Origin of the sequence: Xanthomonas sacchari (assembly GCF_024266585.1) — a bacterium.
In the GTDB taxonomy this organism is placed as follows: Bacteria; Pseudomonadota; Gammaproteobacteria; order Xanthomonadales; family Xanthomonadaceae; genus Xanthomonas_A; species Xanthomonas_A sacchari_C.
Window position 1 is genome coordinate 3,574,482 of record NZ_CP100647.1, and the last position, 13,100, is coordinate 3,587,581.

Genomic DNA, 13,100 nt, shown 5'->3' on the forward strand with positions numbered 1-13,100 from the left:
AGCGCCGATAACGCGCTCTTCCCCCATTCCCCATTCCCGATTCCCCACTCCCGGCCTCACAACAACACCACGTCGAACTGCTCCTGCAGGTACTGTTCGTCGGCCTGGAAACGGATGGTCTTGCCGAGGAATTCCTCCAGCTCGGCCACGGCCGCCGATTCCTCGTCGGTGATGCGCGCCACCACCTTGGTCGAGGCGATCACCAGCAGCCGCGCCGCGTCGAACTGGCGCACGGCGCGGGTGATCTCGCGGAAGATCTCGTAGGTCACCGTCTCGGCGGTCTTGATCGAGCCGCGCCCGCCGCATTCCGGGCACGGTTCGGACAGCTGCCGCTCCAGGCTCTCCACAGTGCGCTTGCGGGTCATCTCCACCAGGCCCAGCGGCGAGAACTCGTACACCGTGGTCTTGGCGTGGTCGCGCGCCAGCGCCTTCTCCAGCGTGCGCAGCACCTGGCGGCGGTGCTCGGCGTCGTCCATGTCGATGAAGTCGATGATGATGATGCCGCCGAGGTTGCGCAGGCGCAGTTGCCGCGCCACCGCCTGCGCCGCCTCCAGGTTGGTGCGGAACACCGTCTCCTCGAGGTTGCGCTGGCCCAGGAACGAGCCGGTGTTGACGTCGATGGTGGTCATCGCCTCGGTCTGGTCGATGACCAGGTAGCCGCCGGACTTCAGCGGCACCTGCTTGTCCAGCGCGCGCGCGATCTCGTCCTCGACCCCGTACAGGTCGAAGATCGGGCGGTCGCCGGTGTACAGCTCCAGGCGCTCGGCCAGCACCGGCATGTACTTGGCGACGAAGGCCTGCAGGCGCTCGAAGGTCTCGTGCGAATCGACCTTGACCTTCTCCACGTCCTTGCGGATCAGGTCGCGCACCGCGCGCAGCGGCAGGCTCAGGTCCTCGTAGATGATGCTCGCCGGCGACCCGTCGCGGCCGCGCCGCTCGACCACGTTCCAGACCCGCGACAGGTAGGCGATGTCCTCGGCCAGGGCCTCGGCCGGCTGGCCCTCGGCGTTGGTGCGGATGATGTAGCCGAAGCCGCCGTGGCTGGCGGCCAGGTCGGCGACCAGGGTCTTCAGGCGCTGCCGTTCGGCCTCGTCCTCGATCCGCGCCGACACCCCGATCACCCGCGACTGCGGCAGCAGCACCAGGTAGCGCGAAGGAATGCTGATCTGGGTGGTCAGCCGCGCGCCCTTGCTGCCGATCGGGTCCTTGACCACCTGCACCACGATGTCCTGGCCGTCGCGCAGCAGTTCCACGATCGGCACCGCCGCCGACACCGGCAGCGGCGTCGCCTCCTCGGTGTCGCCGTTGCCGACCGGCGCCGGCCGCACCACGTCGTTGGCGTGCAGGAACGCGGCGCGCTCCAGCCCGACCTCGACGAAGGCCGCCTGCATGCCCGGCATCACCCGCTGCACGCGGCCCTTGTAGATGTTGCCGACCACGCCGCGGCGCCAGCCGCGCTCGATGTGCAGCTCCTGCAGCATGCCATTCTCGATGACCGCCACCCGGGTCTCGCGTGGTGTGACGTTGACCAGGATCTCTTGCGACATCACAGCACTCCGAAGGTGCGCAGCAGGTGGAAGGTCTGGTGCAGGGGCAGGCCCATCACCCCGGAATAGCTGCCGTCGAGACGGCTGACGAAGCGTTCGGCGCCGCCCTGGATCGCGTACGCGCCGGCCCGCCCCATCGGCTCGCCGCTGGCCACGTAGTCGGCGATGTCGCGCGCGGACAGGGCGGCGAAGGTCACCGCGGTGGACACCAGCACCAGCTCCTCGCGGTCGGCGGCGACCAGCGCCACCGCAGTCATCGCCTGGTGGGTGCGCCCGGACAGGGCCGCCAGCATCGCCGCGGCGTCCCCGGCGTCGGCCGGCTTGCCGAACACGCGGTCCTCCAGCACCACTTCGGTGTCGGCGCCGAGCACCACCGCGTCGGCGGTAGCGGCCAGTTGCGCCAATCCGGCGCGGGCCTTGTCCAGCGCCACCCGGCGCACGTAGGCCTGCGCCGATTCGTCGGCCGCGCGCACTTCCGGCACCTCGAGATCGAGGATCCGGAACGGCACGCCGAGGCGGGTCAGCAGTTCGTTTCTGCGAGGGGAACGGGACGCGAGATACAGCATGCTCGAAGGATAACCCGACCGGACTGACTGAACGATCGCTAATTGCGGGACGATCGCTTCGACCCCAGCGAAGATCACGACGCGTTCATCGTCGCGGCAACACCCTCGCCAACGTCTTCACAAGGAGAACCACGATGCGCGCATTGTCCGTCCGTCCCCTGCTGCTGGCCCTTTCCCTCGCCCTAGGAGGCACGATGACCGCCCACGCCCAATCCGCCGCGCCCGGCTATGCCGTGCCCGCCGACGGCACCCTGCTCAACATCACCGCGCAGGCCGAGGCCAAGCGCGCGCCCGACGTGGCCGCCATCTCCGCCGGCGTGGTCACCCAGGCCACCGACAGCGCCGCGGCGATGCGCCAGAACGCCGAGCAGATGACCAAGGTCCTGGCCGCGATCCGCGCCGCCGGCATCGCCGACAAGGACGTGCAGACCAGCGGCGTCAGCCTCAACCCGCAGTACAAGTACGTCGAGAACCAGGCCCCGCAGATCGTCGGCTACCAGGCCAGCAACTCGGTGAACCTCAAGGTGCGCGACATCGGCAAGCTCGGCAAGGTGCTCGACGCGCTGGCCGCGCAGGGCGCCAACCAGATCAACGGGCCCACCTTCGAGATCGACGACCCGGAACCGCTGTACGACCAGGCCCGGGTCGACGCGCTGAAGAAGGCGCAGGCGCGCGCGCAGAGCTACGCCAAGGCGCTGAACCTGCGCGTGCGGCGCATCGTCAGCATTTCCGAGGGCGGTGGCGGCGGGGTGCGTCCGCCGATGCCGATGATGCGCGCGATGGCGATGAAGGCCGAGGCCGACACGCCGGTCGCACCGGGCGAAAGCAGTGTCTCGGTCAACCTGGACGTGGTGTTCGAACTGGGCAAGTAAGTCCTGGTCCCGCAACACCTCACGACGGCGCCTGCGGGCGCCGTCGTCGTTTCCGGCTCAGGAAGCGGCGCCCGCTCGCCACTGTCGCATCCGGCGCCGTTCCCCGCCACCGCTTGCCAAAGCGCCCGCGCCCGGCGCACTGTCCAAGCGCGACGGGCGCGACAACCCCATCCGCCGCGCCCGTGCGTTTCCCCGTACCGCAGTCCACGACACTCCTATCGCAGAGGTGGATCCATGGTTCGCACGCAACTCCCCGCCCCGTCCTTCCGCATCGACCTGTCCCGGGTCCTGGCCTACAGCACCGCGATCGCCCTGCACCTGCTGGCCGCCCTGTTGCTGCTGCTTCCGCTCTCGCACGTGACCGCGCCCCCGGAACCGGCGCAGCCGCGCTGGCAGCAACCCGTCGTGGTCCAGGTCACGCCGCCGCCGCCGACCCTGCCGACAACCGAGAAACAGACGCCGCCGCAGCCGCGCACGCCCGTGGCGGTGCCGGCACCGACCCCGGCGCCGGCGCCGCTGGCCGACAGCAGCCCGGTGGCGCTGGACGCGGCGCCCGTGGTCGATCCCACGCCCAGCATTGCGGCCCCGAGCCAGCCTCCAGCCAGCGTCAGCGCACCACTGGAAGGCATGCAGCTGCAGTACCTGCGCGCGCCGGCCCCGGCCTATCCGCGCGACGCCCTGCGCGAGCATCTGCAGGGCAGCGTGCTGCTGCGGGTGCTGGTCGGCACCGACGGGCAACCGCTGCAGGTCAGCATCGAGAAGAGCAGCGGCCACCGGGCACTCGACCTGGCCGCGCGCGACCAGGTGCTCAAGCGTTGGGCGTTCAAGCCGGCGCTGCAGAACGGCACGCCGGTGCAGGCGTACGGGCTGGTGCCGATCGATTTCTCGCTCGATCGCTAAGCATCGGCGCACCGATGGCCGACGCCCGAGCGCGTCGGCCATTGCCCGGATAAGCGGCTCCGGCCGCGCCCATCGACCTGGCTGCGCGCCTGGGTCCCGGCCGCACCCCACCGGCATGGGACATGCGTGCACAGGATCGGCCATCGAAGACAGGGCGCGGCCACCACGCGCCATCGGCATCGGCTACGCGACAAGCCCCCCTCGCGTCCGGCCAACGCTGTGCGTCTGCGGTCTTTGCCGCCATCCCCGCCTCGCCGCCATCGCAAACAGTCCGCACCTTCGGCGCGCGCCGGCCCTGGCTTTGCGCGTTTCCGCCATTGCAGCCTCCAACTCCCAGGAAGGACCCTGCACACAAAGAAAAAGCCCGCCCCCGTTTCCGGAGGCGGGCCTGGCAGTGAAACTCACGCCGCGCGCGGCGCCAGTCCCGGATCAGTAGTCGTAGGACACCGACAACTGCAGGTAACGCGGGGTCTGGAAGTAGTTGCCCATGCCATAGGTGTTGAGCACCGTGTACGGGCTGGATTCCCAGGTCGCGTACTGCTGGACCGGCTTGCGCTCGTTCAGCAGGTTGAACACCTGCAACCCGAACGCCAGCTTCTGATCCGCGAACGCCGGGCGATAGATCGCGCCCAGGTCGATCTGCTTGGTCCACGGGGTCCGACCCGCATCGCCCGGCCGCGACGCGCTACCGGCACAGGTGTGATAGGCGGAGCGGTAACCGACCGGGTCGCCAGCCACAGAGCTTTCATCCACGCCGTTGGCGCTGAAGTAACCCAGGCAATCGCGCGGCGTCCCCGACTGGATGCGCAGGTTGGCCGAGACCATCCATTCCGGCGCGATCTGGTACGCACCGTAGATCTTCAGCTGGTGGCGGCGATCGTTGGCCAGGTAGCCGCCGGCCCAGGCCATCAGCGCCGCGGCGTCCCAATCCTGGGTCTTGGACACGTCGGTCTGGCCGATGTTGGACTTCAACTGGCCTTCGGTATTGCCGAAGTTGCGCGACCAGGTGTAGTCGACACGGGTGCTCCACTTGCCGTCGAACGGATGCTCCAGATACAGGTTGAGCGCGGCGTAGTCACGCTTGGCCGAGCTGTCGAAGCCCCAGTCCGCCTTGCTCATGGTGAAGTTGGTACGGCCACCGCTGCTGTTGGCCAGGCTGAAGCTGTTGGTCTCGCCGGGGTTGAGCAGGATGCATCCCGGGATGGTGACCGTGCTCGGGTCCACCCCCAGCGACCTCAGCTTGGTGCGCATGCGGCCCGGATCGCACACGTCGTCGATGGCGGACTGCAGCTTGCGGTAGGTACCCTTCGCGCCGAAGGTCCACTTCTCGGCGAACGCCTGGTCGAAGCCCACGATCAGTTCGTCCTGATACATCGACTTCAGGTCGCTCGGCGTGAAGGTACGCGGATCCGGGGCGATGCCGTACTCGCCGTTGGAGGACACCGGGCCCGGGCCGAGCGGACGCAGGCCGGTCGGGTTGCCCTTGGCGTCGATGCCGGTATAGGCGAAGTACTCGCTGGTGAAGGTCGAGGCCGAGGCGCCGCGGATCGCGACGCTGTTGGGAAGCGCCAGGAAGTAACGGCCCAGGTTGGCATAGACCTTCAGCGTCGAATCGCCGTGCACGTCCCAGGTCGCGCCCAGTCGCGGCGCCCACTGGTTGCCGCTGTCCACGTACGGCTGGGCGTTGCTGTTGCTGTTGATGAACTTGTCGTTGCGCAGACCCAGCGACAGCAGCACCTTGTCGCTGACCTGCCAGCGATCCTCGAGGAAGTAGGCCTTCTGCTTGACCGTCATCGAGGTCGCGGTGCTGAAGATCAGCTTGCGCACGTAATACCCCTGGCCACCCGGCGCGCCGACGCCCAGCGCCGAGCTGATCGGCGCGTTCGGCCTGGACGACTTGGCGTAGTACCAGGCATAGCCCGGGCCGGTCATCGACTGGCCTTCGTTCTCGGCCTGGTAGTAGATGTTGTCGATACCGAAGGCGAGATCGTGGTTGCCCAGGCGGTAGTCGAAGTCCAGGCGCAGGCCGCGGGTGTTGTCCTTGCCATCGAGCAGGTTGCGCGCGCCCTGGCCGTTGCGGATCGGCGTGCCGCCGTTGGCCGCCGGATTCTGGAAGACCACGCCGCTGAGGTACGGATCCGGACTGACGATGCCCGGGTAGTTCTTGTTGTCGAAGGTGCTCTTACCGTAGGTGGCGCTGAACGTCAGGTCCTCGGTGAGATAGCTGGTGTACTTGCCGATGTAGTAGGTGCTGTTCTGCTTGACGATGTTCGGTTCGACGGCAGTGTTGCGCGCGCCCTCGGACAGCGTGGCGTAGTCGAACGCGTTGTAGTAGCCGCCGGTGCGGTCGTTGCTCTTGATGCCGGTCAGTTCGAGCAGGTTGCTGTCGTTGATGTTCCAGTCGACCTTGGCGTAGACCTTGGGCTTGTTCTGGTTCCAATGGTTGCGCGCCACGGTGCTGCTGTCGGACGCGGTGGTCGACACGCCGTCGATCTTTTCCTGCTCGGCCGAGACGAACACGAACAGGCGATCCTCGATCAACGGGCCGCCGGCATAGGCGCTGTACACGTTGCTCCAGGTCGGGTTGTCCTTGCGCGAGCGATACAGCTTGCCGGTCAGCGTCGGATCCTGATAGCCATAGCCACTCGGCAGGGACGCGTCGGGGTAGTACACGTCCTTGGGCGACTCGGAAGTGGCGCGCGGGCGCCACAGCACCTGGCCGCCGAAATGCCACTCGTTGGTGCCGCGCTTGCCAATCTGGCTGATCACGCCGCCGTCGGAGCGGCCATAGCGCGCGCTGTAGCCGCCGGTATAGACCTCCTGCTGGTCGATCGCGCCATACGGCAGGCTCACGCCACCGATGTTGTTGATCGGGTTGCCGGTAGAGAAACCATTGACGTAGTACGCGTTCTCCGACACGCCGGCGCCGCCGAAGGACACCGCGTTGCCGAAGTAGCCGCTGCCGGCCACGGCGCCCGGCGCCAGCAGCGCGATCGCCTCGGCGGAGCGGGCCAGCGGCAGGCGCTGCAACTGCTCGGCGGTGATGACCGTGCGCGAGTCGACGGTGGTGACGTCCACCGGCGCCACGTTGCTGGCGCTGACGGTCACCGTATCGAGCGTGGCGGTGGAGTCGGACTTGGCGAAGGAGACCTCGGTGCCCGAGCTGACGCGCAGGCCGATGCCCTTGCGGCTATCGACGGCCTGGCCGTCCTTGTTCAGGGTGACTGTGTAGGTGCCGACCGGCAGCGAGCCGATGTTGAAGCGTCCGGCGCTATCGACCGGCACAGTGCGCGTCAGACCGGTGTCGCTCTGCACGGTGATGGTCGCGCCTGCCGGCGCGACGCCATAGATGGAACCTGTGGTGCTCTGCGCATGGACCACGCCCTGCGTGAGGGCTGCTCCCAGGAGCACGGCCAATACGCTACGACGCATGACACGGCTCGGATAGTGCTTCGACATCTGTCCTCTCTCTCCTGACGACACGTGAAGGGCCTGGCTGCGCGATGCAGTGCGACCCAGGAATTAAGAAATTCGTAACGAAAAATTGCTTCGTCTAAAACAAATTTCTTAACGCGAGATTAACTTAAAACAAAATTTTCACGAGAATGCAACTCTTGGCCCATGACTTTGTCGCCGGAAGCGTTTAGAGATCTCTCGCTGCCGCCGCCCCATTCTGGGATAAGTGTCTGTTTTTAGAAGGATGGAGCGCGCGTTGGGCGACTCTCCAGCGTGGCGCCGTGCGCCGCAGCGCGCTCATATCTGCCCTGGACCCCGGCATCGTCGGGACGCCGAACTGCGCGCCAGGCAGGGCACAGCACCGCCACAAGGACCACTGGATGAGCCGGCGGCCTCAGCGCCCCACTGCCGCGAACACATGCGCCATCTGGGGCGTCCCCTCCCCAGTCCCGCCAAGACAGCCCGTGCTGGCTGTCCACCGCCGATCGGGCGTCGGCGTGGCCAGCTCGATGCACGCGTTCAGTGATTCCTGCCATGGACACGCACGCGGCGCCGCCGGATTCGAGCACCTGCAGAGCGCCCCACCCGCGCGAACTGGATCACGGAGCAAACTGGGATGAACGGCATAAAGCCTTCATCGACCAAGGGTTTTTACTGAATCTTTGACATTTTCTTCACGGCGCATCGACCCTGATGCGACCAGGCCGGCGCCGATGCCAGCCACTCCGTGGTTCAGAAATCCCAAACGTACGTTTCCAGTTAGGAGAGAAACTGTGAACACCTCGATGCAACGGCGTGCAACCCGCCGTTCCCTGCTGTGCGCCTCCGTCACCGGCATTCTCGCTGCGCTCGCCGGCCCGGCCGCCTTCGCCCAGGAAGCGGCCACCAACCTCGACCGCATCACCGTCACCGGCTCCAACATCCCGCGCACCGACACCGAGACCCCGTCGCCGGTGCAGGTGGTGACCCGCCAGGAAATCGACCGCACCGGCAAGACCTCGCTGGCCGAATACCTGCAGACGCTGACCGCCGACGGCGCCGGCTCGATTCCGAAGAGCTTCGGCAACGGCTTCGCCGGCGGCGGCGCCGGCATCTCGCTGCGCGGCCTGGGTGCCGGGTCCACTCTGGTGCTGTTGAACGGCCGGCGCATGGCCACCTACGGCCTGGCCGACGACGGCCAGAAGGTCTTCACCGACCTGAGCACCATCCCGCTGGACGCGGTCGAGCGGGTCGAAGTGCTGAAGGACGGCGCCTCGGCGATCTACGGCTCCGACGCCATCGCCGGCGTGGTCAACATCATCCTGCGCAGCGACTTCCAGGGCGCGATCCTGCGCGGCTCCTACGGCATTTCCGGCGACGGCGACGGCGATGCGCGCAAGGCGACCCTGACCGCCGGCACCGGCGACCTCGCCAGCGACGGCTGGAACGCGTTCTTCAGCCTGGACGTGGGCAAGACCGACGCGATCAGGATCAGCGACCGCAAGGACCGCAAGTGGATCGGCACCGGCGACATCCGGCGCTGGGGCTACGCGGCGCAGGACGCGCAGTTCCTCGGCGGCGCCTACCTCAGCGGCGGCACCGCCGGCGGCACCGGCCCCAATGGTTCGGTGTTCGACACCAACGGACAACTGGTGGCGCTGCCCGGCTGCGCAGGCCTGACCACCATCCCCGGCCAGAGCGACGCCACCGCGCAGGCGCAGGGTTGCCTGTGGGATCCGGCGCAGCAGTTCCGCGATCTGGCGCCGGAAGAGAAGTACGTCAACGTGTTCGGGCGCGCCAGCTTCGCCTTCGGCGAGGGCGGCGAGATCTACACCGAGATCGGCTACTCGAAGAAGAACACCGTGTTCTCCAACACCCCGTCGGCCGTGTCCGGCGGCTGGGGCTACCCGGGCGGTCCGGTCAACGCCAACAGCGGCGCTGGCGCCACCGTGCTCTACGCCGGCCACCCCGACAACCCGCTGCCCTACGCCGCGCGCCTGCGCTACAGCGCCTGGGACGTGGGCCCGCGCGTCACCGACAACACCAACGAGTTCAACCGCTTCCTGGTCGGCGTGAAGGGCAACTGGGGCGAGTGGAGCTACGACACCGGCTACCTGCACTCGGGTACCAACCTGATCAACAAGCGCACCGGCTTCCTGCGCTACAGCGCGGTGCGCTGCGTGCTCGGCAACCCGGCCTGCCCCGCCGGCACCTGGCGCATCGGCGACAACGCCAGCCTGAACTCGCAGGCGCTGTACGACTACATCTCGCCGACCATCAGCGCGCGCGCCAAGTCCGAACTGGACATGTTCGACTTCAACGTCTCGCGCAGCCTGGCCGACCTCAAGGGCGGTCCGCTGGGCCTGGCGTTCGGCGCCGAATGGCGCAAGACCAGCAACAGCCTGACCCCGCAGACCTACACCGATGTGGGCGACATCATCGGCCTGGGCTATTCGGCCTACGACGGCACCCAGAACGTCTACGCCGCGCACGTCGAGCTGTCCGCGCCGGTGCTGGAGCAGCTGGAACTGTCGGCGGCGCTGCGCTACGACAAGTACGACGGCGGCGACGGCAAGGCCACGCCGAAGTTCGGCGTGAAGTGGACCCCGGCCGACTGGATCGCGCTGCGCGCCAGCTATGCCGAGGGCTTCCGCGCGCCGAACCCGGCCGAGAACGGCGACGGCGGCCTGGCCGCGTTCTCCAACGCGCGCGATCCGGTGCGCTGCGCGATCGACCCGGCCAACGAGTGCACCGCGCGCTCGGTCGCGATCATCACCCGCCCGAACCCGGCGCTGCGGCCCGAGGAGTCCAAGAGCTATTCGGTGGGCTTCGTGCTGCAACCGACGGCGACCACCTCGCTGACCGTGGACGGCTGGGAGATCAAGCGCACCAACGAGATCGCCCAGGGCAGCACCGCCGATGCGATCGCCGCCGGCAACGTCCTGCGCGACAGCAACAACATCGGCGGCGTGCCGAACAGCGGCACCATCCTGGCGGTCAACACCGGCTACGTGAACGCGAACTCCTCGCGCGTGCGCGGCATCGACACCGACATCCGCCAGACCTTCGCGATCGGCCCCGGCCAACTGGAGCTGGACGCGCAGTGGAGCCACCTGCTCAAGTTCGAGCGCACCGAAGGCGACACCACCGTCGACTACGTCGGCACGCACGGCAACTGCGACGTGACCAACTGCATCGGCACGCCGCAGGACCGCATCAACTTCGGCACCACCTGGAAACAGGGCACATGGAGCGTGAGCGGCGTGGTCAACTACATCGACAGCATCGAGAACAAGGATCGCCGCGGCGGCGACTACCAGGCGTTCTACGCCGACGGTACGCCGGTCAAGAAGATCGCCTCGTTCACCACCTTCGATCTGTCGGGCCGCTGGAACATCACCGAGGCCTTCGAGCTCAACGCCTCGGTGCAGAACGTGTTCGACCGGATCGCCCCGCTGGATCCGACCACCTACGGCGCGGTCAACTACAACCCGCTGCACTTCAGCGGCGCGGTCGGCCGCTACTTCACGGTGGGCGCCAAGTACACGTTCAACTGATCGCGAACGTCGCAATGCGGTAAAGAAAAAGCCCGGGCGCAAGCCCGGGCTTTTTTCTGCCGGCCTGGCATGCGAACACGCAGGCGTCCACGCGCGCATCGCCCCACGCGACCGCCACCAGGACACGATCAGGGCCAGGAACTCAGGCGCTCAGGCGCGATGATAGGGATGATTGGCCAGCATCGCCGCGGCGCGGTACAGCTGCTCGGCCACCACCAGCCGCACCAGCATGTGCGGCAGGGTCAGCGGCCCCAGCGACCAGGATTCGTTGGCCACCGCCAGCACCTCCGGCGAATGGCCCTCTGGCCCGCCGATCAGGAACGCCAGGTCGCGCCCCTGTCCGCGCCAGTGCTCCATACGCTGCGCCAGTTGCTCGGAGCTGTGCTGCTTGCCGGGCACGTCCAGCGCCACCACCAGCGCGTTCTTCGGCAGTGCCGCCAGCACCCGGCGGCCTTCGTCCTCGATCGCGCGCTGCGCGTCGCGGCCCTTGCCGCGCAGGCCGGGTTCGATCTCGACCAGGTCCAGCGGCAGCCAGTGCGAGAGCCGCTTGCGGTACTCGGCGAAGCCCTGCGCCACCCAGGCCGGGGCGCGCTCGCCGGTGGCGATGAGGCGTGCCTTCATGGCGTCGATCGCCGCACGCGCATCACCCGCGCTCGGCCACGAACGCCGCCGACGCCGGCGCCTCGGCGGCGTCCTGCGTCTCCAGGGCCGCACGCTGCTGGCGCAGCCACTGCTTGAGGGTGGCGGGCTGCTGCAGTGCGCGCCGGTCCTCGTCGAAATAGGCGATCTCGTCCTGCAACTGGCGCTTGATCTGCGCCATCAAGGCATCCATACGCCGCGGCTGCGGGCGACGCTCCAGGGCCAGGCCGTAGTCGGCCACGAACGCATCGACCACCTGCGCCAGCTCCCGCTCGACCTGCTGCAGTTGCGTGGCGAACATCGCGGCGTAGTCGCCGATCCGCTCCTCGGCCATCGCCGCGATCCCGGCGTGATCCAACTGGCCGATCTCCAACTGCAACTCCAGCAGGCCCAGCAGATCGTCCTGGCGGTAGACGCGGTTGAGTTCCTGCATCAGCGCGGTCTTGCGTTCGCGTTGCCGCGCATCGGGTTCGCGGTCCGGGTGCAGCGCCGCGACCAGGGTGCGGTACAGCGTGCGCCGCGCCTGCTGCGGATCGAACCCGGTCGCGCTTGCGGGACCGGCGCCGGCGCGACGGCGCCGGGCATGCCGCTGCGCGCGTCCGTCCGCGTGCGCACGCTGCTGGCGCTGGCGCTGCTGCAACTGCGCGTACAGCGCTTCCGGGCACGGCAGGTGCTGCAGTTCCTCGACGGTGAGGCCGAACTCGGCGGCGAGCGCGGCCTGCATCGCCGCGTCCAGGACGAGCGCATCGCCCTCGCCCTGGGTACCGCAGTGGCGCGCATGGAGCGGCTTCAGCGCGTCGAATCCCGGCTGTTCCAGCAGCGGCGCGGCCAGCGCGCAGAGCGTCTCGGACAGGTCGGCGCGCTCGCGCTTGCCCAGCTTGTGCGCGGCATGCGCCGCGTCCAGGTCCTGCACCAGTTGCGCCTGCGCCGCATCGCGCGCCTGCAGCAGCGGCTCGACCTGCTCATGGAAACGCTGTTCCCACCTCGGCAACGCCTCGCGCCAATCGCGCAACTCGGCGCGAGTCCGCTCCAGGCGTTCGATCAGCGCATCGAAGCGCTTGCGTGCCGGCGTGGCCAGCGGCTGCGCGGCGGCGCTGGTACCGGCGCGAACCCGCGCGGACTGCGCAAGGCCGGACACGGCCTCCGGCAGCCCGGCCTGGCGCTTAGGCATCGCGTGCCGTGTCGTCGCCGTCGTCGTCGCTCGGCGGCTGGTCGCCGACCGTCCACAGCCGCTCCAGCGCGTAGAACTCGCGCACCCGCGGCAGCATCACGTGCACCACCACGTCGCCGAGGTCGACCAGCACCCACTCGGCCTCGCGCTCGCCTTCCACGCCCAGCGGCATCACGTCCAGGCGCTTGGCGTACTTGATGACTTCGTCGGCGATCGACTTGACGTGACGGGTGGAGGTGCCGGAGACGATGACCAGGTAGTCGGTGACGCTGGACTTGCCGCGCACGTCGATTTCCGCAACGTCCTTGGCCTTGAGTTCCTCCACTGCCTCGCGGACGTGGGCGAGCAGGACCGGCAGCGGCGGCGGCGGATTGGGGACTTGGGTCTTGATGACGTGGGCTTGACTGGACAAA

Annotated in this window: 9 protein-coding genes; 3 read left to right on the forward strand and 6 right to left on the reverse strand. The window is 68.3% G+C overall.

From position 1 onward, the window contains the following. Positions 1-56: 56 nt before the first annotated feature. Both rng and NKJ47_RS14830 read right to left on the reverse strand, forming a co-directional pair. A complete protein-coding gene (gene rng / locus NKJ47_RS14825; RefSeq protein WP_254458603.1) occupies positions 57-1,547 on the reverse strand; it encodes a ribonuclease G in 1,491 nt (496 codons plus the stop codon). Continuing rightward, positions 1,547-2,113, reverse strand: coding sequence for a Maf family nucleotide pyrophosphatase (locus NKJ47_RS14830; protein WP_254458604.1), 567 nt, complete (start codon positions 2,111-2,113; stop codon positions 1,547-1,549). The genes rng and NKJ47_RS14830 overlap by 1 nt, the downstream gene beginning before the upstream one ends. A 134-nt stretch (positions 2,114-2,247) precedes the next feature. On the opposite strand from NKJ47_RS14830, the gene NKJ47_RS14835 reads away from it, so the two are divergent. Continuing rightward, positions 2,248-2,985: an SIMPL domain-containing protein gene (locus tag NKJ47_RS14835; RefSeq protein ID WP_254458605.1), complete on the forward strand. Its 738-nt coding sequence runs from the start codon at positions 2,248-2,250 to the stop codon at positions 2,983-2,985. A gap of 234 nt (positions 2,986-3,219) precedes the next feature. Beyond that, on the forward strand, positions 3,220-3,885 hold the full coding sequence (locus NKJ47_RS14840; protein WP_254458606.1) for an energy transducer TonB: 666 nt from the start codon (positions 3,220-3,222) through the stop codon (positions 3,883-3,885). Between the two features lie 429 nt (positions 3,886-4,314). On the opposite strand, the gene NKJ47_RS14845 is transcribed toward NKJ47_RS14840, so the two are convergent. Next, positions 4,315-7,344, reverse strand: coding sequence for a TonB-dependent receptor (locus NKJ47_RS14845; protein WP_429002437.1), 3,030 nt, complete (start codon positions 7,342-7,344; stop codon positions 4,315-4,317). A gap of 782 nt (positions 7,345-8,126) precedes the next feature. Here NKJ47_RS14845 and NKJ47_RS14850 point away from each other — a divergent pair. Next, positions 8,127-10,877: a TonB-dependent receptor gene (locus NKJ47_RS14850; protein WP_429002540.1), complete on the forward strand. Its 2,751-nt coding sequence runs from the start codon at positions 8,127-8,129 to the stop codon at positions 10,875-10,877. A gap of 150 nt (positions 10,878-11,027) precedes the next feature. On the opposite strand, the gene rlmH is transcribed toward NKJ47_RS14850, so the two are convergent. Genes rlmH through rsfS form a run of 3 tightly spaced genes read right to left on the reverse strand, consistent with a single transcriptional unit; the run spans position 11,028 to position 13,099 of the window. After that, on the reverse strand, positions 11,028-11,498 hold the full coding sequence (gene rlmH, locus NKJ47_RS14855; protein ID WP_254458609.1) for a 23S rRNA (pseudouridine(1915)-N(3))-methyltransferase RlmH: 471 nt from the start codon (positions 11,496-11,498) through the stop codon (positions 11,028-11,030). A 22-nt stretch (positions 11,499-11,520) separates the two neighbouring features. Next, the gene (locus tag NKJ47_RS14860; RefSeq protein ID WP_254458610.1) at positions 11,521-12,687 is read right to left on the reverse strand and encodes a J domain-containing protein; all 1,167 of its coding nucleotides are present in this window, start codon (positions 12,685-12,687) and stop codon (positions 11,521-11,523) included. After that, positions 12,680-13,099 carry a ribosome silencing factor gene (rsfS, locus tag NKJ47_RS14865; protein ID WP_048491017.1) on the reverse strand — a complete coding sequence of 140 codons (420 nt, stop codon included), beginning with the start codon at positions 13,097-13,099 and terminating at the stop codon, positions 12,680-12,682. Before rsfS ends, NKJ47_RS14860 begins: the two co-directional genes overlap by 8 nt. Between the last annotated feature and the right edge of the window lies 1 nt (position 13,100).